Origin of the sequence: Lelliottia sp. F153 (assembly GCF_002870005.1) — a bacterium.
GTDB lineage: Bacteria > Pseudomonadota > Gammaproteobacteria > Enterobacterales > Enterobacteriaceae > Enterobacter > Enterobacter nimipressuralis.
Map to the genome: position 1 here is coordinate 257,702 of NZ_PKFT01000002.1, position 24,394 is coordinate 282,095.

Sequence of the window (24,394 nt, forward strand, 5' to 3'; positions counted from 1 at the left end):
GTCCTCTCCCTCCCCGAGAGAGGACGCTTTACATTCCCTGCATCGTTCTGATACGCGCCGCATCTTCCCCCGGCGTCACGCCAAAATAGCGTTTAAACTCACGGCTGAACTGCGACGCACTTTCATAGCCAACGCGCATCGCCGCAGCGCTGGCTTTCATCCCGTCGTGAATCATCAGCATCCGCGCTTTGTGCAGGCGATAGCTTTTCAGGTACTGCAACGGCGACGTGCTGGTGACGGATTTAAAGTTATGGTGGAACGCCGAGACGCTCATATTGGCCTCTGACGCCAGCTCATCCACGCTCAGGTTTTCCGTGTACTGGCTCTCAATACGTTTTAAGACGCGGCTGATGAGGCTGAAATGGGTCTGACGGCTCACCAGCGCCAGCAGCGCTCCGCCGCCCGGTCCCATCAGAACGTGATAGAGGATCTCGCGGATTATCTGCTTGCCAAGAATACGCGCGTCGAGCGGGCGTTCCATAACGTCCAGCAGGCGCTCAATGGCGCACAGAATCTCATCGGAGAGCGTCGCGGAGTTAATGCCGCTCGCCGCCATCGCGGGCTGGAACAGTTCGTCTTCGCCGATATCCATCAGCAGTTCCTGAAGCTGGAGAATATCGACGTTGACGCGAATGCCCGCCAGCGGAACAGCCTCAGTCGCATAGGTTTCACATTCAAAGGGTAAAGGTACTGTGAGGAGTAAATATTCGTTGGTGTCGTAACGGAACACGCGCTCATTGATATAGCCAATTTTATGGCCTGAAAAGAGAAATACGATGCCGGGCTGGTACATCACTGGCGTGCGCGTACCGGGCTGTGTGCCGTATAAAAGACGGATATCCGGCAACAGCTCAGTGAGCGTATTTTCTTTATCTTTCAGTCTGTTAATTTGCCCCGTCAATTGCAGGCAAATCTCATCGCGGTTCATTCAGGTTTACTCCCGATACGGTTTCCATTGTTGCCAGTTTGCGCACCTTTTCGCATTTTCTCCAGCCCTCTGTAGAAATGGGCAAGACAACGGCAGGAATGTGCATTGAGAGGCGTGCCTTCGATGGCCACAATGGGCACCATCAGGCAGCCATCGACGCCGCCACGTTTTTCACCCACATAAGGGAACGAGCAATGAATAATTTTAATCTGCATACCCCAACCCGCATTCTGTTTGGTAAAGACGCCATCGCCGATCTGCGCGACCAGATCCCAGCCGGGGCGCGCGTCCTGATCACTTACGGTGGTGGCAGCGTCAAAAAAACCGGCGTGCTGGACCAGGTGTACAGCGCACTGGAAGGCGTGGACGTACGTGAATTCGGCGGCATCGAGCCAAACCCGTCCTACGAAACGCTGATGAACGCAGTTAACATCGCCCGTGAAGAGAACATCACCTTCCTGCTGGCAGTCGGCGGCGGGTCGGTTCTCGACGGCACCAAGTTTATCGCGGCTGCGGCCCATTACGCCGACGGCGTGGACCCGTGGGAAATCCTGCAGACCGGCGGCAGCAAAATCACCAGCGCCATCCCGATGGGCTCTGTACTGACTCTGCCTGCGACCGGTTCTGAATCCAACAAAGGCGCAGTCATCTCCCGTAAAACCACCGGTGACAAACAGGCCTTCATGAACGAACACGTTCAGCCTGTGTTTGCGGTACTGGACCCGGTTTACACCTACACCCTGCCGCCGCGCCAGGTGGCTAACGGCGTCGTGGATGCCTTCGTTCACACGGTTGAGCAGTACGTCACTTATCCGGTCAACGGCAAAATTCAGGATCGCTTCGCGGAAGGCATTCTGCTGACGCTGGTAGAAGACGGCCCGAAAGCGCTGCAAGAGCCAGAGAACTACGATGTGCGTGCAAACGTGATGTGGGCGGCGACTCAGGCGTTGAACGGCCTGATTGGCGCAGGCGTGCCACAGGACTGGGCGACCCACATGCTGGGCCACGAACTGACCGCGATGCACGGCCTCGATCACGCCCAGACGCTGGCGGTGGTTCTGCCTGCCCTGTGGAATGAAAAACGCGACACCAAACGTGCCAAACTGCTGCAGTATGCAGAGCGCGTATGGAACATCACTTCCGGTTCTGAAGACGAGCGTATCGACGCGGCAATCGCGGCGACGCGTAACTTCTTCGAGCAACTGGGCGTGCCGACTCGCCTCTCCGGTTACGGCCTGGATGGCAGCTCTATCCCTGCCCTGCTGGCCAAACTCGAAGAGCATGGCATGACGCAACTGGGCGAGAATCACGACATTACGCTGGACGTCAGCCGTCGCATTTACGAAGCGGCCCGCTAAGCGTTTTTGTCATCCCGCCTTTCGTTTTTTGACATTTCGTCCAGACTTAATGCACACCACATCACCGGGGACACCCCCGGTGATGAGCAAATGGAGGAGGAAAAATGGCAAACCAAACCGTAATTAAGCTTCAGGACGGCAACGTCATGCCCCAGCTGGGACTGGGCGTATGGAAAGCCGGTAATGACGAGGTCGTGTCCGCCATTCACAAAGCACTGGAAGTCGGCTATCGGTCTATCGATACCGCCGCCGCGTACAAAAATGAAGACGGCGTCGGCAAAGCGTTGGCCAGCGCCAGCATCCCGCGCGATGAGTTATTCATCACCACTAAACTGTGGAACGACGACCAGAAACGCCCACGCGAAGCCCTGCTGGAAAGCCTTGAAAAACTCCAGCTCGATTTCGTCGATCTCTATCTGATGCACTGGCCGGTTCCGGCAATCGATCACTACGTTGAGGCCTGGAAAGGTCTGATCGATCTGCAAAAAGAGGGGCTGGTGAAGAGCATTGGCGTCTGTAATTTCCAGATCCATCATCTGCAGCGGCTGATTGATGAAACGGGCGTCGCCCCGGTGATCAACCAGATTGAGCTGCATCCGCTCATGCAGCAGCGTCAACTGCACTCCTGGAACGCCACGCACAAAATCCAGACCGAATCCTGGAGCCCGCTGGCTCAGGGTGGCGAAGGCGTGTTCGATCAGAAAATTATTCGCGACCTGGCCGAGAAGTACGGCAAAACCGCCGCGCAGATCGTCATTCGCTGGCATCTGGACAGCGGTCTGGTGGTGATCCCGAAATCGGTCACCCCGGCGCGTATCGCCGAGAACTTTGACGTCTGGGATTTCCGCCTGGATAAAGAGGAGTTAAGCGAGATAGCGAAGCTGGATCAGGGCAAGCGGTTGGGGCCAGATCCGGATCAGTTTGGAGGGTAACACCCTCGTTAAAAGCCCGACAGAACGTCGGGCTTTTTTATTGCCGGGCGACAGGCTTAGCGCCCTGCCACTTTACCGCGTTTTTTGTTCGCCGCCGGCGTCTGGCGCTGATGCGCAACAGGCGTGTGTTTGGTCAGTGCCGGACGGGTATTGCGGTTCTGGCGACGCGCTTCGCGCATCTCATCGAGCGTCGGCGCGGGCACCAGGCATTCGCGGCGCGAGCCAATCAGATGCTTTTTACCCATATCCTCCAGCGCCTGACGGATCAGCGGCCAGTTGGCCGGATCGTGATAGCGCAGCAGTGCTTTATGCAGTCGACGCTGTTTGTCACCTTTCGGCACCACCACATCTTCACTCTTGTAACCAATTTTACTCAGCGGGTTCTTGCCGGTGTAATACATGGTCGTCGAGTTAGCGAGCGGCGACGGATAGAAGTTCTGCACCTGATCGAGACGGAAACGACGCTGCTTCAGCCACAGAGCCAGATTCACCATATCCTCATCGCGCGTACCAGGGTGCGCAGAGATGAAATAGGGAATCAGGTACTGCTCTTTACCCGCCTGTTTCGAATAGGTGTCAAACAGCTCTTTAAAGCGATCGTAGCTGCCCATGCCCGGCTTCATCATTTTCGACAGCGGGCCTTCTTCCGTATGCTCAGGGGCGATCTTCAGATAGCCGCCAACGTGATGGGTCGCCAGCTCTTTGATGTAGCGCGGATCTTCCACGGCGATGTCGTAACGCACGCCGGAGGCGATAAGGATCTTCTTGACGCCTTTCAGATCGCGGGCGCGACGATACAGGTTGATCGTCGGCTGGTGGTTGGTGTCCATGTGCTGACAAATATCCGGATAGACGCACGACAGACGGCGGCAGGTCTGCTCCGCGCGCGGTGATTTGCAGCGCAGCATATACATGTTGGCGGTCGGGCCGCCCAGATCGGAGATCACGCCGGTAAAGCCCGGAACCGTGTCGCGAATGGCTTCGATCTCGTTAACGATCGAATCCTCAGAGCGGCTCTGAATAATGCGCCCTTCGTGCTCGGTGATCGAACAGAACGAGCAGCCGCCGAAGCAGCCGCGCATGATGTTGATCGAGAAGCGGATCATCTCGTAGGCAGGAATTCGGCTATTGCCATAGGAAGGATGCGGCACGCGTTTGTACGGCAGTGCAAACACGCTGTCCATCTCTTCGGTTGAGAGCGGAATGGCTGGCGGGTTAACCCAGATATAGCGCTCGCCGTGCTTTTGCATCAGCGCACGTGCGCAGCCTGGGTTAGTTTCATGATGCAAAATGCGTGACGCGTGGGCATACAGCACCTTGTCGCCTTTCACTTTTTCAAAGGACGGCAACAGAACGTAGGTTTTTTCCCACGGTTTTGGGCGCGGCGGCTGCACGACTACGGCTTTGGCTTCGGCTTTCTTCGGTTCAACCGGTTTGTTGTCCGCACACGGCAGATCTTCACCGTACGGGTGTGGGATCGGGTCGATTTTGCCCGGCATGTCGATGATACGGGAATCCACCCCGCTCCAGCCCGGCAGCGCTTCTTTCACCATGATCGCCGTGTTACGCACGTCGCGGATGTTACCGACAGGTTCGCCCTGCGCCAGACGGTGCGCCACTTCCACCAGCGGACGCTCGCCGTTGCCGAAGATCAGCATATCGGCTTTGGAATCCACCAGCACCGAACGGCGCACGGTATCAGACCAGTAATCGTAGTGCGCGGTACGGCGCAGGCTCGCTTCGATCCCCCCCAGGATGACCGGCACGTCTTTCCATGCTTCTTTGCAGCGCTGGGTATACACCAGCGTGGCGCGATCCGGACGCTTACCGGCGACGTTATCGGCGGTATAGGCATCGTCGTGGCGCAGTTTGCGATCGGCGGTGTAGCGGTTGATCATCGAGTCCATGTTCCCGGCGGTAACGCCGAAGAACAGGTTGGGTTTGCCGAGGCTCATGAACGCGTCTTTGCTGTTCCAGTCTGGCTGGGAGATGATCCCTACGCGGAAGCCTTGCGCCTCCAGCATACGGCCACAAATGGCCATGCCGAAGCTCGGGTGATCGACGTATGCATCGCCCGTCACCAGAATAATATCGCAGCTGTCCCAGCCCAGTTGGTCCATCTCTTCGCGGGACATCGGCAGGAATGGCGCCGGTCCGAAGCAGGCTGCCCAGTACTGGGGCCAGGAGAAGAGGTCTCGATCCGGCTGGATCAGGGATATTGCGCTCATAATGCTTCCGAAGAAAAAATAGACAAAGGGCGGCGATTATACGCTGGATTTATACATGAAATGAAGGGGTATTATGCGGGCATTTTCGCCGTTCGCCCGGTAGCGCTGCGCTTAGCGTGCCTGGGTTCGCGGATTCTGTAAGCCGGGTAAGGCGAAGCCACCGCCCGGCCTGTGAAAGCGTGCTAGACCAGCGGATTCACCAACAGCTGCCCTACGGAACCGCGATCCGACATCTCCAGCGTCTGGCTGTGGAACAGGAACGGGAAGTGCGGCCATGAAGGCTGTCCGTAGTAGACCAGCAGCTCTACCTGCCCATCGACCCAGACCGTGTCTTTCCAGCCGCGATCTTCCGGGAACGGCATCGCGCCGTTGACGTTACGGATCAGGAAACTCACCCCTTCGATATGGAACGCCTGCGGCATCTCTGCACGCACCGTCCAGCGCTCCCAGGTCCCCTGCTGCGCTGTAATATCGATACGATTGACGTCCCACAGCGCACCGTTGATCCCCGGATCGTCGCCGAGGCTGATATCACGACTGCGCACCGGCGTCCCGCTCAGGATCTCTTCTGGTAGCAAACGCATCGGCAGGCTGTCCGTCACCAGCGGTAAAAGGCCCGTCGGACGCAGGGTCAACACCAGCGTAGACACCAGAATGCTCGACGGCTCGAAGAAGCCGCGAATACGATCCACGATGCTCGCCGCCTCGCCGCAGGTAATCGACACTTCATCCCCGTTGGTCATATCGACGAGGATTTCACGCCGCTCACCCGGCGCCAGCGCCAGCTGTTTAACGGAAACCGGCGCGGGTAAAAAGCCCTGATCGCCGGAGATCACATGCAGCGCGCGGCCATCGCTCATCTGCAGCTGATAGCGCCTGGAGTTGGACGCATTCAGCAGACGCAGACGGACCCAGCCGCGAGAGACTTCGACGTACGGGCTTTGCGCGCCGTTCACCATCAGCGTATCGCCGACAAAACCGCCGCTGCCCGGCTCGCTGTACTCCGGCGAGCCAAAGTTATCGAGGCGTTTGTCCTGAATGATGACCGGGAAATCATCGACACCGTAGTGGTTCGGGATCGGCAGCGATTTACTCACGTCGTCTTCCACCAGCCACATTCCGGCCAGACCGTTGTAGACCTGCTGCGCCGTGCGGTTTGGCGTGTTCGCGTGATACCACAGGGTCGCGGCACTCTGGCGAATCGGCAGTACGGGTGCCCAGTCAGCGCTCGGCGTCATCATGCGCGCCGCGCCGCCCATCAGTGGACCGGGGACCTGCAATCCGCTGATGGTCATGGCGACGTTTTCCGCCAGGCGGTTGCTGTAAATAAGCTTTACGTCATCCCCGCTCCAGACGCGGATCGTCGGCCCGAGATAACGGCCATTCACCCCCCAGACCGATGCGCGCGTGCCCTGGGTAAAGGACCAGTGTGTGCGCTGCATGGTAAGGAAAAGCGGTTGCCCACGACGAGATTCCAGTAACGGCGGAATGGGCAGCGGCTGTTGCTGCCCGGCGGCGTTGGCTGTCAGCGGAACCGCGCCAGCACAAAGGGCGATTCCCGAAGCCTGAATAAACTGACGCCGACTGAGTGACATATTTGCTCCATGTGAAACGACGATAAAACGCGGGAATTCATTTCCCTGAAACTCCGGTTAAATCTTGCCGGAGGCTTCTCTCTCTGCGACTTCTTTGTCGAGCACTTCGATTTGACGCGCCATCAGCTCACGGCAATGGGCAGCCAGTTCACGCACCTGGTCTTTACCGTATTTGCTGGTGTCCACGGGTGGCAGCATCTCAACAATTACCAGCCCGTTTTTCAGGCGGTTAAGGTTAATTTTATTCGAAGTATTGGAAACACACACAGGAATAATTGGCACACCTGCAGCAATTGCGGCGTGAAACGCGCCAGTTTTAAACGGCAGCAGGCCGCGACCGCGGCTGCGCGTCCCTTCCGGGAACATCCAGATAGAGATTTTGCGTTTCTTAAAGTGATTGACCACTTCGGCAATGGTGCTGTGCGCTTTGGCGCGGTTATTACGATCGATCAGCAAGTTACCTGTTAGCCAGTAGAGCAGGCCGAAGAACGGCACCCATAGCAGGCTCTTTTTACCCACCGTGACCGTTGGCGGCAGCACGATGTTCGCGGCGGTGACCATATCGTAGTTATTCTGATGATTACCGATATAGATGGCGTTGCCGAAATTTTCTGCGCCTTCCGGCAAGCGGGTTTCGACCTTCAGGCCATACAGCGGCGCCAGTCGACCAAACATGCGGCCAAAGGTGGAGACATGCTTCGGGTTGCGCGGGCTGAACAGGCAGTAAATGCAGCCGAACACGCAGACCAGAATGCAATAGATAACGGTGAGAATTGCACGAACAATGAATAGCATAGCGACCTCAGAAGCCCTAACAGCTGACAATTATATACTCCAATGCCAGCCAGGTAAGGACTTTGTGTAAAGACAGATAATTTTAGCGAGAACCCCCTCCCGAACGGAGGGGGAGAGGCACATTACTCTTCGCTATCGCCCGATTTCGCACGCAGTGGAGAGTCAATCTCCACGCGGTCGATACGCTGCAGCCCGCGCATCAGCGAGCCGCGACGCCCGCGCTCGCCCACCACTTTCTGCAACTCTTCCGGACGCAGTTTGATCTTACGCTTGCCGACATGAATGGTCAGCGTGCTTTGCGGCGGCAGAATGAAGAGATGCGCCAGACCGTCTTCGCCTTTTGCGGCTTCCGCCGCCGGGATATTGATGATCTTGTTGCCCTTGCCTTTCGACAGCTGCGGCAGGTCGCTGACCGGGAACATCAGCATCCGTCCAGCCTGGGTGATCGCCAGCAGCATATCGCTGTCGTTCTCAATCACCAGCGGCGGCATAACGTGGGCGTTATCCGGCAGGCTGATCATCGCTTTACCCGCGCGGTTACGGGCAATCAGATCGTTGAAGGTACAGATGAAACCGTAACCGGCATCGGAGGCCATCAGCAGTTTCTGCTCTTCGCCTTCCATCAGCATATGATCAACGGTCGCACCCGGTGGCAGCGTCAGCTTGCCGGTGATCGGCTCGCCCTGCCCGCGCGCCGACGGCAACGTGATCGGGTCGATGGCGTAGCTGCGCCCGGTGGAATCAAGGAACACCACCGGCTGGTTACTCTTGCCTTTCACCGCCGATTTGAAGCTATCGCCGGATTTGTAGCTCAGGCCCGGCGCGTCGATATCGTGGCCTTTCGCGCTGCGCACCCAGCCGCTCTGGGACAGCACGATAGTCACCGGCTCAGACGGCTGCATGTCGTGCTCGTTCATCGCTTTCGCTTCTTCGCGCTCCTGCAGCGGTGAACGACGGTCGTCGCCAAAGGCTTCCGCATCCGCCTGCAGCTCTTTCTTCAGCAAATTGCTCATCTTGCGTTCGGACGCCAGAATCGCCTGCAGCTGATCGCGCTCTTTCGCCAGCTCGCTCTGTTCGCCGCGAATTTTCACCTCTTCCAGTTTGGCGAGGTGGCGCAATTTCAGTTCGAGGATCGCTTCAGCCTGGGTTTCGCTAATGCCAAAACGCGACATCAGCGCGGGCTTCGGCTCGTCCTCGGTGCGAATGATCTCAATCACTTCGTCGATATTGAGGAACGCCACCAGCAAACCTTCAAGGATATGCAGGCGCTTAAGGACTTTTTCCAGACGATAGTTCAGACGACGGCGTACCGTATCGCGACGGAACGCCAGCCACTCAGTCAGGATCTCCAGCAGGTTTTTCACCGACGGACGACCATCCAGACCGATCATGTTCAGGTTGATGCGGTAGCTTTTTTCCAGATCGGTAGTGGCGAACAGGTGGTTCATCACCTGGTCCATATCGACGCGGTTAGAGCGTGGGACAATCACCAGACGCGTCGGATTTTCGTGGTCCGATTCGTCGCGCAGGTCATCGACCATCGGCAGCTTTTTATTGCGCATCTGGGCGGCGATCTGCTCCAGCACTTTCGCGCCGGACACCTGGTGCGGCAGCGCGGTAATGACCACGGCGCCGTCTTCTTTATTCCACACCGCGCGCATGCGCACAGATCCGCGACCGTTCTGGTAGATTTTGCGGATTTCAGCGCGGGAGGTGATGATCTCCGCTTCGGTCGGATAGTCCGGCCCTTGCACGATATCCAGCAGTTCATCCAGCGTGGTTTTCGGCTGTTCAATCAGGGTAATGGCGGCTTTCGCCACTTCGCGCAGGTTGTGCGGCGGAATATCCGTCGCCATGCCAACCGCGATGCCGGTGGTGCCGTTCAGCAGGATATTCGGCAGACGGGCAGGCAGCATTTTCGGCTCCTGCATCGTACCGTCGAAGTTTGGCACCCAGTCCACCGTGCCCTGGCCGAGTTCACCGAGCAGCAGTTCTGCATATTTTGATAAGCGCGATTCGGTGTAACGCATCGCGGCGAAGGATTTCGGATCGTCCGGTGCCCCCCAGTTTCCCTGGCCATCGACCAGCGGATAACGGTAGGAGAACGGCTGCGCCATCAACACCATCGCTTCGTAACAGGCGCTGTCGCCGTGCGGATGGTATTTACCCAGCACGTCACCCACGGTACGGGCGGATTTTTTGAATTTGGCGCTGGCGTTCAGGCCCAGCTCAGACATCGCGTAAACGATGCGACGCTGAACGGGTTTCAGGCCATCGCCGATAAACGGCAGTGCCCTGTCCATGATGACGTACATGGAATAGTTCAGATAGGCGTTTTCAGTGAATTCATGTAGCGCGAGGCGCTCTGCCATATCGCTCATTAAATGTCATTCCTCAACTCAGAAACCTGTGGGTTTCAGGCAATATTGCCGCAGATACTACCCTATCTGACGAGTTGAGTCACAAAGAAAAAGGGCCGCAGAATCGGCCCTTTTCGTCATTATTTGTTCAGTTTGATAACTTGTTTGACGTCGATTTCAAACTCATTCCACTCTTTATCGACCTTACCCTGAATCTCGACCTGATCCTGTGGGGTGATGGTCTGCCCGTTCCAGCGTTTGTGGTCAATTTCCACATTTACCGTACCGGTGGTGTCGCGGAACAGGTAGCGGTCGTCGGACAGGCGCTCGGTAATGTTACCGCGCAGTTTGACCCAGCTGTCGTCCTTCTGATCTTTGACTTTGGCCGCGGTGGTCAGGTTAGCGTTGTTATCCACAAATCCGCCCTGCTGGGTTTGGGTTTGTGCAGGCGTTGCAGATGGACCGTTAAAGCCGCCTTCTGCAGCAAATACCGGAGCCGTGGTCATCATCATGATTGCCGTAATAGCTGCGAATTTTTTCATCGTTATCTCTCCCTTTAATGTTGTTTAGAACGCCATTAAACAGGGTAAACCTTAACAACTTCTTAAGGGGGAAATTTAAATTTTTTTGCTGTACAGCATGATGTCACAGGGGGTTTACTGCACATAAACCGCAGCATCAAGGAGGGGAACATGCGCATCTTACTGGTAGAAGACGACAGGCTGATTGGCGACGGCATCAAAGCGGGCTTAAGCAAAATGGGCTTTAGCGTTGACTGGTTTACCGACGGCAGCACAGGCAAGGCCGCGCTCTATACCGCCCCTTTCGATGCGGTGGTACTCGACCTGACGCTACCGGGCATGGACGGCCTCGACATCCTGCGCGACTGGCGCGAAAACGGGCGCAGCGAGCCGGTGCTGATCCTCACCGCGCGCGATGCCCTCGATCAGCGCGTCGAAGGTCTGCGTCTCGGCGCGGACGACTATCTGTGCAAACCCTTTGCCCTGGTCGAGGTGGCGGCGCGGCTCGAAGCACTGCTGCGCCGCAGCCACGGCAAATCCCGCAGCGAACTGCGCCACGGCAACGTGACGCTGGACCCCACAAGCCTGGTTGCTACGCTTAACGGCGAAACGCTGGCCCTCAAACCGAAAGAGTTCGCCCTACTTGAGCTGCTGATGCGTAACGCCGGGCGCGTGCTGCCGCGCAAGCTTATCGAAGAAAAGCTCTATACCTGGGACGACGACGTCTCCAGCAACGCCGTCGAAGTCCACGTTCACCATTTACGCCGCAAGCTCGGCAGCCATTTTATCCGCACCGTTCACGGCATCGGCTATACCCTGGGTGACGCATGAAACTGACACAACGCTTAAGCCTGAAACTGCGCCTGACGCTACTTTTTCTCGTGCTGTCTCTAGGCGCATGGCTGGCGGCAAGCGTGGTGGCCTGGCAGCAGACCACTCACAAGCTCGATAAACTGTTCGATACCCAGCAGATGCTGTTTGCCAAACGGCTGATGACCATGGATCTCGACGAGCTTAACGCGCCGGTGCGGATGAGCGACGTGCCCAAAAAAGCCAAACACGGCCATCTTGATGACGACGCGCTGGCGTTTGCCATCTACGCCAGCGACGGGAAAATGCTGCTGAACGACGGCGAAAATGGCCGGGATATTCCTTATCACTACCGTCGCGACGGTTTTACCGACGGGCGGCTGAAGGATGATAACGACGCGTGGCGTTTCCTGTGGCTGACCGCGCCGAACGGGAAATACCGGATTGTCGTCGGGCAAGAGTGGGAGTATCGCCAGGAGATGGCGCTGGATATTGTCACTTCGCAGCTGACCCCCTGGCTGGTGGCGCTGCCGCTGATGCTGCTTTTGCTGATTGTTCTACTCGCTCGCGAACTGCGCCCTCTGAAAAACCTCGCCCTGACCTTGCGCCGTCGTTCACCCGATGCCACCGACCGGCTGGCAACCGATGGGCTGCCGACGGAGGTGCGCCCGCTGCTCGACGCCCTGAACCATCTTTTTGCCCGCACGCAGGAGATGATGACCCGCGAGCGGCGCTTTACCTCAGATGCCGCCCACGAACTGCGCAGCCCGCTCACCGCTCTGAAAGTGCAAACCGAAGTGGCGCAACTGTCGCTGGACGATCCCGAGGCGCAGGGGAAAGCGCTCAACCAGCTTCACGCAGGCATCGACCGTGCCTCGCGGCTGGTGGATCAGCTCCTCACGCTGTCGCGCCTCGACTCACTGGAAAACCTCGATGATGTTCAGACGGTTGCGATGGCCGATCTGCTGCAATCGGCGGTGATGGACAGTTACCATTCGGCGCAGCAGGCGGGCATCGAATTGCGCCTCAACATTCACGCGCCTCAGGTGGCGCGCGCTGGCCAGCCGCTGCTGCTGAGCCTGCTGGTGCGCAACCTGCTGGATAACGCCGTGCGCTATAGCCCGCGTGGAAGCGTGGTGGATGTCACGCTGGATGCACAGAGTTTTACCGTACGCGACAACGGGCCGGGGATTTCGCCGGACGCTCTGGCGCGCATCGGCGAGCGTTTTTATCGTCCTCCGGGCCAGGAGCAGACCGGCAGCGGGCTGGGATTATCCATCGTCAAACGCATCGCGACGCTGCACGGCATGCGGGTAACGCTCGCCAACGCGCGCCAAGGCGGGTTTGAAGTGACAGTAAGCTGGTAGTTGGATTATTGCGCTATAAGCAAAAGACTTTGCACATTCTGCTTATTTTTCCGCACCGTTATTACGGGTAACATGACTGCCAAACTTGCCAGTCTGAGGACAAATTATGAGCAACATTCTGATTATCAACGGTGCGAAAAAATTCGCCCACTCTAACGGCCAACTGAATGACACCCTGACCGAGGTCGCGGATGGTTTCCTGCGCGACGCCGGGCATGATGTTAAAGTGGTTCGCGCCGACAGCGATTACGACGTCAAAACCGAAGTGCAGAATTTCCTGTGGGCCGACGTGATTGTCTGGCAGATGCCAGGCTGGTGGATGGGCGCGCCGTGGACCGTCAAAAAGTACATGGACGATGTCTTCACCGAAGGTCACGGTTCCCTGTACGCCAGCGATGGCCGCACCCGTTCCGACGCCTCTAAAAAATACGGTTCCGGCGGTCTGCTGCACGGTAAAAAATACATGCTGTCCCTGACCTGGAACGCGCCGCTGGATGCCTTCACCGATGAAGATCAGTTCTTCCACGGCGTTGGCGTGGACGGGGCCTACCTGCCGTTCCATAAAGCCAACCAGTTCCTGGCGCTGGAGCCACTGCCGACCTTTATCGTCAACGACGTGATTAAAATGCCGGACGTGCCGCGCTATATCGCAGAATATCGCAAGCATCTGGCTGAGATTTTTGCTTAACTGGTTATTCAATTAAGACCCAATTAATTCGAGTTGCAGCCAACGCAGCTGCAACTCGAAGTATGCCGGGTAGAGAAGGAGTTAACCATGCTTACCGTTATTGCTGAAATTCGCACTCGTCCAGGTCAACATCACCGTCAGGCGGTGCTGGATGAATTCGTGAAAATTATCCCGACCGTTCTGAAAGAAGAAGGCTGCCACGGCTACGCGCCGATGGTTGACGCTGCCGCAGGCGTAAGCTTCCAGACCACCGCGCCCGATTCGATCATCATGGTTGAACTGTGGGAAACCGTGGCACACCTGGAAGCGCATCTGCAAACCGCGCACATGAAAGCGTGGAGCGAAGCGGTGAAAGGGAACGTTCTGGAAACGCATATCCGTATTCTGGAGCAAGGGGTTTAAGTTTTTGTATTTTGCCGGGCGACACCGCGTTTACCCGGCATTCAAAACCTGAGCCTGAGGCCCGGTAAGCTTAGTGCCACCGGGCTTTTTTATTACCAGTACAACTTCCAGCTCTGAGTAAAACGCACCAGCGCCTCCACGTAGAAGTAATCCCCCCAGCTCGCGCACTCATCCACGCCTTTATTGCTCGCCAGATGGTAAACCGAGTGCTTCAGCAGCCCGTTACCCTTCTCGTCTTTGCCCATCAGATAGTGACGGGTCAACGATGACATTATCCCTTTCGCCCACTCCAGATAGCGCTCGCGATCCGGGTCCGTCACCGGCAGGTGCTTAACCAATTCCAGCAGGCCGCACACCGCAATCGCCGCCGACGATGAATCGCGCAGGGCATCGGTGCCCACCAGCGCCAGATCCCAGTGACAAACGTAATCCTCCGGCAGGCGATTCAGGAAATAGTTCGCCAGCCGTTTCGACAGGGCAATCATCGTCTCGTCGCCGGTATAGATGTAGCTCAGCAGGAAACCGTAAATTCCCCATGCCTGGCCGCGCGACCAGCAGGAATCATCCGCGTAGCCCTGCTGCGTATTGCCGTAGCGCGGCGCACCGGATTTGACGTCCATGTAGTAGGTGTGGAACGTTGACGCGTCCTCGCGGATCAGGTAGGTCGCCGCCTGCATGACGTGCGCTTTCGCCGCGTCGGCAAAGCGCGGATCGCCGGTCTGCTCCGTCGCCCAGTAGAGCAACGGCAGGTTCATGTTGCAGTCGATGATCATTCGTCCGGCTTGCTCCGGGTCAGACAGATCGCCCCACGCCTGGATGATCTTCGCCTTCTCGTGGAAGCGCTCAAGCAGCGCTTCAGCAGCCAGCAGTGAGAAACCACGCGCCTCGCGATTGCCCGTCAGACGCCAGGCCGCCACGCACGACAGGGTATAGAGGAAGCCTAAATCGTGGGTATTGGTATCATTTCGCCCGGCGATGCGCAGGCCAAACGAGCGGACGTTTTTCTCGGCCAGCGCACGGAATTTCTCGTCACCGCTCATCTCCCACGCCAGCCAAAGCTGCCCGGTCCAGAAACTGGTGGTCCACTCCACGTTTTCCGTCAGGGGATAAAAGCCCTCTACACAGGTTTCAGCCGGGAATTTTTCACCGAACTCCGTTAAATGACGGCTAATCAGTTCGAGGACATGATCCCGCGCCGAGCTTAATTCATCACTGAACACGCGCGCATCAACGGGTGCAGGAATATCGGACAGGCGTTCCTCTGCGATACGATTTAACATATTTCGGTTCCTTCTTTGACAGCAAAAATTAGCGTGATGGATTTTGTTCTGCGATGTTGATGGCCTGCGCGCCGCGCCATTTGCTCTGGCAGGCAGATAAGGTAAAGGCAGAAATAAGGGTAAATGTCAGCGCCGTGGCACCCATGATGATATAAGTCTGCTCAAAGCCGATACGGTCATACATATATCCGGCAGGCGATGACACCACCACGTTTCCGACATACAGCATCGCCTGATAGCCTAATAAATACATGGTGGCGTTGACGCGTTTGTCGAAATGCTCGGCGATATATTTAAATACCGACACCAGCAGCAGACAGATTTCCAGACCGTATAACGGTTTCAGAATCGAAATTAACAGGTGGGAATCGCACATGCCGGAAATAATCAGGCGTGCGCCCACCACTAATCCCACAATTAATAATCCGCGTTTGGCACCTATAAAGTTAACGAACAGCGGGATCACCATATACATCAGGAATTCCATCCCCGACTGTACCGTGCCCAGATAGCCAAAGACCGCGTTGCCCTGATGTACATCGTCGAAGAAGGTGACGAAGTAGCGTGAGAACTGCTGCTCAGCAATAAACATCATCCACGCCACGCCCGCCACATACAGGCAGAAGGCCCAAAACTTGCGGTTACGCAGCAGCGCGTAGACGTCCGACGGCGCGATTTTCTCTTTGGTCAGCACTTCCCCGGCATGAACGGAGTTAGTGTTCACTTTCAGGTTCAGCAGGACAATCAGCATGATGACCGACGCGACGCTGCCCATAATAAAGTTATACGCCGGAGAGAGGTTAAACAGCAGGCCGGAGAAGGATGACGCCACCGCCCAGCCGAGGGAACCCCACATACGAATCTGACCAAACTCCATGCCGTTCAACCGGCTAAAGCGATCGGAATAGGATTCGCACGCCGCCACGCCCGCATACCAGGCAAAGCTTAAATAGAGCGCACCGATAATAATCCCGAGCAGTGTGTTGGACATCAACAGCGGCTGATAGACGTAAATAAAGAACGGTGCCATCAGGGCCGACATGGCCACTACAAAATAGAGCAGATATTTGCTCATCCCGATTTTATCGAGAATATAGCCGTAAATAGGTTTCAGAATAACAGAGAAGACACCATTAACCGCAAATACCGTACCAATCACCGAACCGCTCAGGTTCGCTTTTTGGCCGAGCCAGATGGCCAGCAGGCCAATACTGGCCGACCAGGTAAAGAAATAGAGAAAAATAAAGGTACTGATTTTGTAATATTCGGTTTTATTCGTTGAGCTGATTTTCATAGAATCCTCGCCAACAGGTAGGGTCCAGAGTGTTTATATAAAGAACGACAACTGACGTTCGCTGCCCGGTTCGTGAATCACGACCTGGTTATTGTTTATTTTCAACTGCGGCGTGACCGCGTAGTTTTTCTGCTCCCCGGACGCGGTAACAGCGCAGCAGAGCCAGCTTTCCCCGGCCGGGAGTTGTGTGGCAAGCACAGGAATCGATGCGCATTGCGCAAACATCACGCTGCTGTTCGGCGGCGTAACTATGCTGTCGGGCTGGCGCGAAAGGTCGGGCGACAGATCGACAATCACGCTGCTGCCATTTTCCGCATTCAGAACACAGCCGCGCGCCTGCAGGCGATGCGCCGTTTTGATCACCGCAAAGCCCCCTTCCACCGTCTGCAAGGTGCGCGCGCTATTGATGCGATGCAGACGCAGATGCCACTCGCCGAACGGCACCAGCCAGGTGTCGATCTGCACGTCGTGCCACGGCGACCAGCGCGAGAAAATGAAGTTCTCATCAACGCGCACCGCGTCGCAGTCGCGGCGACCACGGAAAAAGTTATCGCCATCGCTGAGCAGCAGCATCGAGTCGCAGGCTGCGTGTTTGATGCCGTAGCGTCCGCGCTCAATGGTGAAACCAAAGCGGCTGGAGTAGGCAAATTTGGTGTACTTCGCCTCGGTGTTGACGTAATTGTTCAGCTCCAGCTGCCCGGCGGTGAGCAGGGTCGCGTGCTGTGAATTGTCGGCGTGGATCAGGATCTGCTGCGCGTTGGGGATAACGTGTTTTTCAGCGCGTTCCGGCAACGGCTGTTCCTGCGCCTGCCAGAACGGATGATCTTCACCCAGCGCCAGGATCAGGTAGGTTTTCAGCGCCCAGTACGGCGATCCCGGCGAATTGTAATCCTCGCACATCGCCAGATTGGAATAGGCAAAACCGAGCGTCAGAATGCCGTCGCGATCGAGGATCGGCTGCTGCTGCCACCAGCGCAGATGACGCAGAATGATCCCTTTCACAATGCCCGGCGTGAACACATCCAGCTCAGAAAATGCCACTGCGCTCCAGAACGCGACCATCGCAAAACGGTAGGTCAGGCTGCGGCCAAAAGGGATCGATGCCCCGTCGGCGGCAGACATAAAGATAAAATCCTCGGCAAACTGGCGGGCGCGTTCGCGCAGCACTGCGGCCCGCGCCTCGTCGCCGCTCAGGGTGGCGTAGATCAGCCCATAGAAGTGGAACGCCATCGAGATGTAATAGTCTTTCGGGCGGCCCACACCATCGGAATACCAGCCGTCGCCGAGGTAGTAAGCGTCCATCAGCGCAAAGCGACGATCGATGGCAGACTGGTCGAACGGCAGTCCGGCGCGTTTAAAACCAAGCTGGACCATAATGGCAAAATAGTTCCAGTTGCTGTCCGGCATCTGGGCATCTGTGATCTGATTCAGCCAGGCGTGCAGGTTTTGCACCTCCCGCTCGCTGAAGAGATCCGTGAGCCGGTTTTGCAACAGCGCAAGCCCAAGGCCATAGGCCGCCATCTCCACCAGACGCTGATCGTAAGGCGCGGTGTCGCCCCAGTAACCGGCGCTTTGCGGGTCCGTGCCCTGTTTAATCGCAGCGATGTATTTCTCGCTGTAAGGCGTGCGCTCGCCGGAAGCCAGCAGTGGAAACAGCCCCCACAGGGCACGCGACAGCCCTTCCATTTCGGCAATATCCGTCGCGTAATGCGCGCAGGTATCACCCAGAGAAATGCGTGAACTGCCCGGCGCAAACTGCTTGTCCAGCGCGCCTAACAGGGTATTTAGCTCCGCCACCACATCCTGACGGGAAGACAACGGATTTGATGTTTCTTTCTTTGCCGCCCACATACGCTCGTCCTCGTAATCATCTGCGGCAAAGAATAGTGAATGCATAACCCTCAGAAATGTTAGCCGTGTCACAGGGAAGAGAGATGAATAAACCTGAAGTTGAGAAAATTTAAAAAGGTGGTTTATAACGAGAAAGAGACGGGGAAAAGTTGAGTTTTATTGCACTATGCGCGACACGCCAAAATCCGACCATCTGGAGCTGATCGCCCTGAATGACACCATCGTGTCGTTCAGCCGCCTGTTCGCCAATACGGTGCGCTACCACCACTGGCATCAGTGTCTGGAAATTCTCTATGTCGAAGAGGGATTTGGCGTGGCGATTGTCGATAACCGCCACTACACCATGCGCCCTGGACGGCTGTTTTTCTTCCCGCCGTTCACCCTGCATAAGGTGATGGTGGATGAACAGGCCGAAGCGATTTATCGCCGCACCATTATCCATCTCGATCATCACGCGGTGCTGAAAGTGCTGCGCGATTTTCCGCAGGCGCAGCAGCGGCTGCAAAAACTGTCACGACGCGGCGGGCCGGCTTGGGTCGCAGATGTTGCTCACAGTCAGGTCCACATTCATCACCTGCTGAGCTGCTACCAGCCGCCGATGAACAGTGAAAGTATCGCCAGCCTGCTGATTGCGCTGTTTGCCATGCTGCCGGACGACAGCGACGGCGCGCCCGGCAGCAGCCACGGGATCGCCAGCCAGGTGATGTTCTGGCTGGATGAAAACTACCAGGTTAAATTTAGCCTCGATGCGCTGGCGACGGAACTGGGTAAATCCCGCAGCTACGTTTCCCGCAAATTCCATCTGGAAACGGGCGAGAAAATTCATGATTACCTGAATACGCTGCGGCTGCGAAAAGCCTGTGAATGCCTGTTACACAGCGAAGAGAGCGTGCGGGATATCGGTGCGCGGGTCGGGTTTTCTGACGTGACCTACTTTATCAGCGCCTTCAGGAAGGGCATCGGCGAGACACCCCTTCAGTACCGGAAAAATCATTCGGGCCGTTAAGCGGTATTTTGCCCGGCAGCTTCACGCGCTTTTCTTACCCGGCTTTAATCCACGGTGAAATTCATTGATACGCTTCATGGACTTAATCGTGCGCTGCGGCGCGGTGGAGGCCACCGACAGCACAATCATCTCCAGACACAGCATCACCGTACCATGCAGCGGGATTTTGCCTTTTTCATTGCCGCGCGGAACGTGGATCACCACGCTCGCCTCTTTGCTGAAACGTGAATCGACGGCGTTGGTGAGCAGGATGGTTGGGATCCCCAGACGCCGGGCTTCGCGAAGGGTCGTCTGCCCTTCCCGGTGCGCGGATTTTTGCGCCATCATCACCAGCACATCCCCGCGCTGGAGTTCGATCAGCTGCTCGGCAAGGTTAATTCCGGTGCGGTTCAGTGCAGTCGCCGGCAGGCCAATGCGGCTGAACAGTCGCGCGGTGTATTCCGCCAGAATTCCCGACGCGCCGATGCCAAAAATCGCCACCTGCCGCGCTTCGCCCAGCAACGCCACCGCCTGCGCCAGGGCGTAGCGGTTGGCCGGTTCAGACAGCACTTCGCAGGTGTGCTGATGCCCTTCGAGGACGAAATCGATGCTCGAATTGACGTCGCTGGTCAGCGCTTTCACCGTGGTGGTGATCTTTTCGCTGGAGCTGAGCGTGGGGCCAAACCAGTGCTCAAGCGTCTGTTTGAGGTCGCGTAAACCGGCAAAGCCCAGCGCCTGAATCGCCCGCACCACGGTGGCGTCAGAGGTTTTCAGCAGCGCGGCAATCTCCATCGCCGTCTGCTCCATCACCGCTTCGCGATTGTCGTTGATGTAGCTGGCCACCAGCAGCAGACGCGGCGTCAGCTGATGCCCGCGAGCACGAAAACGCTCGCCGTAGAGATCGACCCGCGATTTGTCTTTTCTGATCATTTCGCCTCCGGCAGCGGACGCCCGGCGATTTGTGACTGCACCTGCGCTGCCATTAATCCCAGCGAGGCAAAGGAGTTGGAGATCGCCTCCTCACGTGAGATCAGCACGTAATGCCCGGTGCGACAGGCATTAAGGAACTGACACCAGCCGGGCATCACCGCCTCCATCGCTGCCAGCTCATCCTGCGGTTTACCGCCCGTATCGCCGCGCCAGGTGGCGAAGACGAAATCCGCATCCAGCTCCGGCAGACGCTCGGCGCTGACATCGATACGCCCGCCTTCAGGAATCGCGTCGATGAGTTTCGGGAAGGTGAATCCGGCATCGCGCAGTACGCGTCCCAAAGAGTGATAGCTGTGCATCACGGTGATTTTGCCCTGATTAGCCTGAATCACCGCGACGCTGATTTTGTGCGTATCAATCGTCGCTTTAAGCGCCTTGATCTGCTCCTGGTAGCGACGTTCAAGAATTTTCAGCCGCGCCTGCGTGCCGGTTAACTGCGCCAGCTTGCGGTAGATTTCCGGCGCCCCGCCGTCGAGGTGATCGATGCTCACCGTCGGCGCGATTTTCTCCAGCATCGCGACAGGCGTATTGCGGGTTGGCTCGGTGATGATCAGATCCGGCCTCGCGGCGGCGATGGCTTCAATATCGATATCCGCAGTGCCGATAAACTGAATCGCAGAGTTATCAAAATCCACACCCGTCAGCAGCCCGCCGGAGCGAATAAAATGGCTGCCGTCCGGGCGCGTACGTCCGTGGCTCGCCACCGGCGGCACGCCGAGTTCAATCAGCGGAATGGTGATGTCGAGATCGTGCAGCGATACGATGCGTTTCGGGTGCAGCGGCACCGTGACCGTGCGCCCCAGATCGTCGGTAAAGGTCTGAACAGGTTCAGCGGCGCTTGCGGAAAACCCCGCCAGCAGCAGCAACATTAACACTACGCGCATAACACTCCCCTTTTAAAACCGGTCCCGGCGCGCCCAGAGCAGCACCAGGAAAAACGGCCCGCCAATCAGCGAGATAACAATGCCCGCAGGCAGTTGCAGCGGCAGAAACGCCAGCCGCCCGACATTATCTGCCAGCAGAACCAGCAGAGCGCCCAGCGCCGCACTGCCCACAAGCAACGTGGTCTGGCCGCCGCGCAGCAGAAAACGCGCCATGTGCGGCGCAATCAAACCGACAAATCCAATGCTTCCGACGCATGACACACAGGCGGCCGTCAGCAGCACCGGGGCCAGCACGCGAATCAGGGCCAGACGTGCGGTGCGCACACCCAGCCCGGTGGCCGTCTGGTTACCGAGCAGCGCGACATCTGCCGCGCGGGCCGTCAACAGCAGCAGCGCAAACCCGGGCAGCGCCCAGCCTGCCGCCACACTCACCAGCGGCCAGCTGGCGGCATGCAGGCTGCCAGCCAGCCACAGCAGCGCGGTCTGTACGTCGCGCACGTCTGCCGTCGTCATAAAGACGCCCATTCCAGCGGCAAAGGTCCAGGAGACGCCGATGCCAATCAGGATAAAACGCGGACGAGAAATATCGCGGGCGAGCAGTACCACCAGCAGCGCCGTCAGCAACCCGCCCGCCATCCCCACGACCGGACGCCAGAACACAGACATCGCCGGGAACTGGAAAATCAGCAGCAGTACCGCCACGCTACACCCCTCTTTCACGCCGATCAGCCCCGGATCGGCCAGACCGTTGCGAGTGATGGACTGCATCGCTGCGCCCGCCATGCCCAGCATCGCCCCGCAAAGCACAGCCATCAGCAGGCGCGGCAGACGGATATCCTGCACGATGTAGCGCGCGTCGGGGCTAAGAGCGTCAGGAGAAAACAGCGCGCGGGCCACGTCTGAGGTGGGAACCGGAAGCGTGCCGTGGGTCAGGCCCATGACCAGCAGCGCGGAGATCAACGCGGTTAAAACGGCTAACCACGCCAGCGCTTTGGGGCGGATTAGGGTTGAAAATCGGCCCCAACGCAGCGGGCGTAACTCGGCGCGCAGAACGGCCCGGCTCATCGGAACATCCTCGCGGCAATCAGAATAAACACGGGCGCGCCCACCAGCGCGGTCATCACGCCGGTCGCCAGTTCGTGGGGCATAAGCAGGGTGCGCGCGGCAATATCTGCCAGCAGTAACACCAGCGCGCCGCAGCAGGCCGAGAGCGGCACCATGACGCGCAAATCCACTGACACCAGACGGCGAATCAGCTGCGGAACGACGAGGCCGATAAACCCAATTGGCCCGGCGATCGACACGGCGGCACCGCACAATAACGCGATGGCGATCAGCGCGAGTATCCGCGTGCGGATAAGGGACACGCCTAGCCCCTGCGCCATGCGATCGCCCAGCGCCAGCATGTTCAGGGAAGGTGAAATGGCTATGGAAAGGGCCAATCCGCCCGCCGCGACCCAGGCGGCGTTTTGCGTGGCCGCCCAGCTTAAGCCTGCCAGATCGCCCGCCAGCCAGGTGCGCATCGCCAGCAGGGTTTGTTCATCAAGGATCAGCACCGCTGCGGTGATGGATGAGGCGAACGCCGACAGCGCTACGCCGCAGAGCGTCACTTTCATCGGCGTCAGGCCAGTGCGACCGGCAGACGACAGCGCGAGCACCAGCAGGAACAGGAGTGCCGCGCCCGCCGCCGCAATCAGCGGCCGCCCAAACGGCAGCGCCAGCCCGAGGGCGCTGGTTAAAACCACTGCCAGTGCGGCTCCGGCGTTTAGCCCCAGAATATGCGGTTCACCCAGTGGATTGCGGATTACCGCCTGCAGCAGTACACCCGCCACACCGAGCGCAGCGCCGGTAGTAAGCGCTGCCGCCAGACGCAGCAGGCGCAGGTTGATGATCACATTGTGATCGAAGTTGCGCGGGTCAAACGCCAGAAACGCCTGCACCACGGTCTGCGGGGCGATAAACCGCGCGCCGAGGCCCAGATGGACAATCGCGCCCATAAGCAGCAGCGCCAAAAACAGGGCAGAAGTCAGTCCTGTGCGCATCATGCTTTTTCGCTACCGCGACGAAACGGGATAAAGAACGGTTTGCCGGTCATCGGGTTGATCGACATTTGCACATCGACGTCAAACACCGTTTTGATGAGTTCCGGCGTGCAGACGTCGCCCTCATGAAGCACGCCCTGCACTTTGCCTTCGCGTAAGAAGACCAGCGTATCGCCGTAGTTCACCGCAAAATTAAGATCGTGGAGCACCACCACCACCGTACGGCCGTGGTGACGGGTGAGATCGTGCAGGAGTTCGAGGATCTCCACCTGATAGCGCAGATCGAGAAAAGTCGTCGGCTCGTCCAGTAGAATCACTGGTGTTTGCTGAGCCAGCGCCATTGCGATCCAGCAGCGCTGGCGCTGACCGCCTGAGAGACTCTCGACGGGCAGATGAGCGAAGGCTTGCGTGCCGGTCAGACGCAGCGCCTCTTCCACGGCCTGTTCGTCGGCATCGCTCCACTGGCGCATAAAATTCTGCCAGGGAAAGCGCCCGCGCGAGACCAGCTCAAACACCGTCAGCCCTTCCGGCAGCAAAGGCGACTGCGGCAGAATACCCAGTTCGCGTGAAACCGCTTTGGTTGGCTGATCGTGCAGGACTTTGCCGTCGAGCAGCACCGCGCCGCCCATCGGCTGTAACAGGCGCGCCATCGTACTGAGAAGCGTCGATTTCCCGCAGCCGTTCGCCCCGACCAGCACGGTCATTTTTTCAGAAGGGATAGTGAGGGAAATATCATCGACGATGATTTTTTTCTGATAGCCAGCAGAGAGGTTTTCGACAACCAACCCCTGCTTTGTCGCGTTATGAGCCACGTGTGCGCCAACTTAATCAAATAACAAATAAATAAAAATAAATCTCATTCTCTTTTGTGAGTTTGCCGCTGCGCCATGTAGTAGTCAAGGGGATAAACACCCTGAAAAAACCAGGGATTAGTCGACCGATACGCATGTGATACTAAAGTCATTAATTGATTATTTTCAGTGAATTACATTTTTTACAGGCATCTCAGATCAGGCGATTTTTTGCTGTAGCCGAATTTTGCTTTTTTCCATTTACTACTACATTCCTGCATGATTGAATGATT

Annotated in this window: 22 protein-coding genes; 7 read left to right on the forward strand and 15 right to left on the reverse strand. The window is 57.5% G+C overall.

Annotated features, from left to right (window positions below; translation table 11 throughout):
* Positions 1-28 precede the first annotated feature (28 nt).
* Together F153LOC_RS08300 and F153LOC_RS08305 are read right to left on the reverse strand one after the other, a co-directional pair.
* Entirely contained in the window at positions 29-928 is a 900-nt protein-coding gene (locus F153LOC_RS08300; RefSeq protein WP_100778920.1) for an AraC family transcriptional regulator, read from the reverse strand.
* Complete coding sequence (locus tag F153LOC_RS08305; protein ID WP_102104772.1) at positions 925-1,143, reverse strand: hypothetical protein; 219 nt, start codon at positions 1,141-1,143, stop codon at positions 925-927. The genes F153LOC_RS08300 and F153LOC_RS08305 overlap by 4 nt, the downstream gene beginning before the upstream one ends.
* Here F153LOC_RS08305 and yqhD point away from each other — a divergent pair.
* Entirely contained in the window at positions 1,123-2,286 is a 1,164-nt protein-coding gene (yqhD, locus tag F153LOC_RS08310) for an alcohol dehydrogenase (protein ID WP_100778918.1), read from the forward strand. The two genes, F153LOC_RS08305 and yqhD, sit on opposite strands and share 21 nt — an antisense overlap.
* A gap of 104 nt (positions 2,287-2,390) precedes the next feature.
* On the forward strand, positions 2,391-3,218 hold the full coding sequence (gene dkgA / locus F153LOC_RS08315) for a 2,5-didehydrogluconate reductase DkgA (protein WP_100778917.1): 828 nt from the start codon (positions 2,391-2,393) through the stop codon (positions 3,216-3,218).
* 56 nt (positions 3,219-3,274) lie between these two features.
* Here the strand turns inward: dkgA and F153LOC_RS08320 are convergent, their stop codons facing one another.
* The 5 genes from F153LOC_RS08320 to F153LOC_RS08340 all read right to left on the reverse strand — a co-directional run bounded on the left by F153LOC_RS08320 (position 3,275) and on the right by F153LOC_RS08340 (position 10,738).
* A complete protein-coding gene (locus F153LOC_RS08320) occupies positions 3,275-5,446 on the reverse strand; it encodes a YgiQ family radical SAM protein (protein ID WP_102104773.1) in 2,172 nt (723 codons plus the stop codon).
* Positions 5,447-5,628: 182 nt separating this feature from the next.
* Positions 5,629-7,041 (reverse strand): cell division protein FtsP, encoded by a 1,413-nt coding sequence (gene ftsP / locus F153LOC_RS08325; protein WP_100778915.1) that lies wholly within the window; start codon positions 7,039-7,041, stop codon positions 5,629-5,631.
* A 57-nt stretch (positions 7,042-7,098) separates the two neighbouring features.
* Positions 7,099-7,836, reverse strand: coding sequence for a 1-acylglycerol-3-phosphate O-acyltransferase (plsC, locus tag F153LOC_RS08330; RefSeq protein ID WP_100778914.1), 738 nt, complete (start codon positions 7,834-7,836; stop codon positions 7,099-7,101).
* Positions 7,837-7,958: 122 nt separating this feature from the next.
* Positions 7,959-10,217, reverse strand: a complete 2,259-nt coding sequence (parC, locus tag F153LOC_RS08335) for a DNA topoisomerase IV subunit A (protein WP_100778913.1) — start codon at positions 10,215-10,217, stop codon at positions 7,959-7,961.
* A gap of 119 nt (positions 10,218-10,336) precedes the next feature.
* Positions 10,337-10,738, reverse strand: coding sequence for a YgiW/YdeI family stress tolerance OB fold protein (locus tag F153LOC_RS08340; protein WP_100778912.1), 402 nt, complete (start codon positions 10,736-10,738; stop codon positions 10,337-10,339).
* A gap of 150 nt (positions 10,739-10,888) precedes the next feature.
* On the opposite strand from F153LOC_RS08340, the gene qseB reads away from it, so the two are divergent.
* The 4 genes from qseB to F153LOC_RS08360 all read left to right on the forward strand — a co-directional run bounded on the left by qseB (position 10,889) and on the right by F153LOC_RS08360 (position 13,984).
* Positions 10,889-11,548 carry a quorum sensing response regulator transcription factor QseB gene (gene qseB, locus F153LOC_RS08345; protein ID WP_102104774.1) on the forward strand — a complete coding sequence of 220 codons (660 nt, stop codon included), beginning with the start codon at positions 10,889-10,891 and terminating at the stop codon, positions 11,546-11,548.
* Positions 11,545-12,894 carry a quorum sensing histidine kinase QseC gene (qseC, locus tag F153LOC_RS08350; RefSeq protein WP_102104775.1) on the forward strand — a complete coding sequence of 450 codons (1,350 nt, stop codon included), beginning with the start codon at positions 11,545-11,547 and terminating at the stop codon, positions 12,892-12,894. The genes qseB and qseC overlap by 4 nt, the downstream gene beginning before the upstream one ends.
* Before the next feature lie 106 nt (positions 12,895-13,000).
* On the forward strand, positions 13,001-13,582 hold the full coding sequence (locus tag F153LOC_RS08355; protein WP_100778909.1) for an NAD(P)H-dependent oxidoreductase: 582 nt from the start codon (positions 13,001-13,003) through the stop codon (positions 13,580-13,582).
* A gap of 87 nt (positions 13,583-13,669) precedes the next feature.
* On the forward strand, positions 13,670-13,984 hold the full coding sequence (locus F153LOC_RS08360) for a putative quinol monooxygenase (RefSeq protein ID WP_100778908.1): 315 nt from the start codon (positions 13,670-13,672) through the stop codon (positions 13,982-13,984).
* 92 nt (positions 13,985-14,076) lie between these two features.
* On the opposite strand, the gene F153LOC_RS08365 is transcribed toward F153LOC_RS08360, so the two are convergent.
* Genes F153LOC_RS08365 through F153LOC_RS08375 form a run of 3 tightly spaced genes read right to left on the reverse strand, consistent with a single transcriptional unit; the run spans position 14,077 to position 18,409 of the window.
* On the reverse strand, positions 14,077-15,264 hold the full coding sequence (locus F153LOC_RS08365; RefSeq protein ID WP_102104776.1) for a glycoside hydrolase family 88 protein: 1,188 nt from the start codon (positions 15,262-15,264) through the stop codon (positions 14,077-14,079).
* A 28-nt stretch (positions 15,265-15,292) separates the two neighbouring features.
* Positions 15,293-16,558: an oligosaccharide MFS transporter gene (locus tag F153LOC_RS08370; RefSeq protein ID WP_100778906.1), complete on the reverse strand. Its 1,266-nt coding sequence runs from the start codon at positions 16,556-16,558 to the stop codon at positions 15,293-15,295.
* Positions 16,559-16,591: 33 nt separating this feature from the next.
* Complete coding sequence (locus tag F153LOC_RS08375) at positions 16,592-18,409, reverse strand: DUF2264 domain-containing protein (RefSeq protein WP_102104777.1); 1,818 nt, start codon at positions 18,407-18,409, stop codon at positions 16,592-16,594.
* Positions 18,410-18,575: 166 nt separating this feature from the next.
* Here F153LOC_RS08375 and F153LOC_RS08380 point away from each other — a divergent pair, with 166 nt between their 5' ends.
* Positions 18,576-19,415, forward strand: coding sequence for an AraC family transcriptional regulator (locus F153LOC_RS08380; RefSeq protein WP_102104778.1), 840 nt, complete (start codon positions 18,576-18,578; stop codon positions 19,413-19,415).
* Between the two features lie 21 nt (positions 19,416-19,436).
* On the opposite strand, the gene F153LOC_RS08385 is transcribed toward F153LOC_RS08380, so the two are convergent.
* Genes F153LOC_RS08385 through F153LOC_RS08405 form a run of 5 tightly spaced genes read right to left on the reverse strand, consistent with a single transcriptional unit; the run spans position 19,437 to position 24,122 of the window.
* Positions 19,437-20,324: a MurR/RpiR family transcriptional regulator gene (locus tag F153LOC_RS08385; RefSeq protein WP_100778903.1), complete on the reverse strand. Its 888-nt coding sequence runs from the start codon at positions 20,322-20,324 to the stop codon at positions 19,437-19,439.
* Positions 20,321-21,268 carry an iron-siderophore ABC transporter substrate-binding protein gene (locus tag F153LOC_RS08390; RefSeq protein ID WP_102104779.1) on the reverse strand — a complete coding sequence of 316 codons (948 nt, stop codon included), beginning with the start codon at positions 21,266-21,268 and terminating at the stop codon, positions 20,321-20,323. The genes F153LOC_RS08385 and F153LOC_RS08390 overlap by 4 nt, the downstream gene beginning before the upstream one ends.
* Before the next feature lie 12 nt (positions 21,269-21,280).
* Positions 21,281-22,333 carry an iron ABC transporter permease gene (locus tag F153LOC_RS08395; protein WP_102104780.1) on the reverse strand — a complete coding sequence of 351 codons (1,053 nt, stop codon included), beginning with the start codon at positions 22,331-22,333 and terminating at the stop codon, positions 21,281-21,283.
* Complete coding sequence (locus tag F153LOC_RS08400) at positions 22,330-23,313, reverse strand: iron ABC transporter permease (RefSeq protein WP_102104781.1); 984 nt, start codon at positions 23,311-23,313, stop codon at positions 22,330-22,332. The genes F153LOC_RS08395 and F153LOC_RS08400 overlap by 4 nt, the downstream gene beginning before the upstream one ends.
* The gene (locus tag F153LOC_RS08405; protein WP_102104782.1) at positions 23,310-24,122 is read right to left on the reverse strand and encodes an ABC transporter ATP-binding protein; all 813 of its coding nucleotides are present in this window, start codon (positions 24,120-24,122) and stop codon (positions 23,310-23,312) included. Before F153LOC_RS08405 ends, F153LOC_RS08400 begins: the two co-directional genes overlap by 4 nt.
* Positions 24,123-24,394: the final 272 nt, after the last annotated feature.

What these genes read in the sequence shown, in the direction of transcription:
- qseC (WP_102104775.1), top strand. Translation starts at nt 11,545, where the DNA reads ATGAAACTGACACAACGCTTAAGCCTGAAACTGCGCCTGACGCTACTT.
- ftsP (WP_100778915.1), bottom strand. Translation starts at nt 7,041, where the DNA reads ATGTCACTCAGTCGGCGTCAGTTTATTCAGGCTTCGGGAATCGCCCTT.
- yqhD (WP_100778918.1), top strand. Translation starts at nt 1,123, where the DNA reads ATGAATAATTTTAATCTGCATACCCCAACCCGCATTCTGTTTGGTAAA.
- F153LOC_RS08395 (WP_102104780.1), bottom strand. Translation starts at nt 22,333, where the DNA reads ATGAGCCGGGCCGTTCTGCGCGCCGAGTTACGCCCGCTGCGTTGGGGC.
- F153LOC_RS08380 (WP_102104778.1), top strand. Translation starts at nt 18,576, where the DNA reads ATGCGCGACACGCCAAAATCCGACCATCTGGAGCTGATCGCCCTGAAT.
- F153LOC_RS08365 (WP_102104776.1), bottom strand. Translation starts at nt 15,264, where the DNA reads ATGTTAAATCGTATCGCAGAGGAACGCCTGTCCGATATTCCTGCACCC.
- F153LOC_RS08385 (WP_100778903.1), bottom strand. Translation starts at nt 20,324, where the DNA reads ATGATCAGAAAAGACAAATCGCGGGTCGATCTCTACGGCGAGCGTTTT.
- qseB (WP_102104774.1), top strand. Translation starts at nt 10,889, where the DNA reads ATGCGCATCTTACTGGTAGAAGACGACAGGCTGATTGGCGACGGCATC.
- F153LOC_RS08300 (WP_100778920.1), bottom strand. Translation starts at nt 928, where the DNA reads ATGAACCGCGATGAGATTTGCCTGCAATTGACGGGGCAAATTAACAGA.
- F153LOC_RS08360 (WP_100778908.1), top strand. Translation starts at nt 13,670, where the DNA reads ATGCTTACCGTTATTGCTGAAATTCGCACTCGTCCAGGTCAACATCAC.
- F153LOC_RS08370 (WP_100778906.1), bottom strand. Translation starts at nt 16,558, where the DNA reads ATGAAAATCAGCTCAACGAATAAAACCGAATATTACAAAATCAGTACC.
- F153LOC_RS08375 (WP_102104777.1), bottom strand. Translation starts at nt 18,409, where the DNA reads ATGTGGGCGGCAAAGAAAGAAACATCAAATCCGTTGTCTTCCCGTCAG.
- plsC (WP_100778914.1), bottom strand. Translation starts at nt 7,836, where the DNA reads ATGCTATTCATTGTTCGTGCAATTCTCACCGTTATCTATTGCATTCTG.
- F153LOC_RS08305 (WP_102104772.1), bottom strand. Translation starts at nt 1,143, where the DNA reads ATGCAGATTAAAATTATTCATTGCTCGTTCCCTTATGTGGGTGAAAAA.
- F153LOC_RS08390 (WP_102104779.1), bottom strand. Translation starts at nt 21,268, where the DNA reads ATGCGCGTAGTGTTAATGTTGCTGCTGCTGGCGGGGTTTTCCGCAAGC.
- F153LOC_RS08355 (WP_100778909.1), top strand. Translation starts at nt 13,001, where the DNA reads ATGAGCAACATTCTGATTATCAACGGTGCGAAAAAATTCGCCCACTCT.
- F153LOC_RS08400 (WP_102104781.1), bottom strand. Translation starts at nt 23,313, where the DNA reads ATGATGCGCACAGGACTGACTTCTGCCCTGTTTTTGGCGCTGCTGCTT.
- F153LOC_RS08320 (WP_102104773.1), bottom strand. Translation starts at nt 5,446, where the DNA reads ATGAGCGCAATATCCCTGATCCAGCCGGATCGAGACCTCTTCTCCTGG.
- F153LOC_RS08340 (WP_100778912.1), bottom strand. Translation starts at nt 10,738, where the DNA reads ATGAAAAAATTCGCAGCTATTACGGCAATCATGATGATGACCACGGCT.
- parC (WP_100778913.1), bottom strand. Translation starts at nt 10,217, where the DNA reads ATGAGCGATATGGCAGAGCGCCTCGCGCTACATGAATTCACTGAAAAC.
- dkgA (WP_100778917.1), top strand. Translation starts at nt 2,391, where the DNA reads ATGGCAAACCAAACCGTAATTAAGCTTCAGGACGGCAACGTCATGCCC.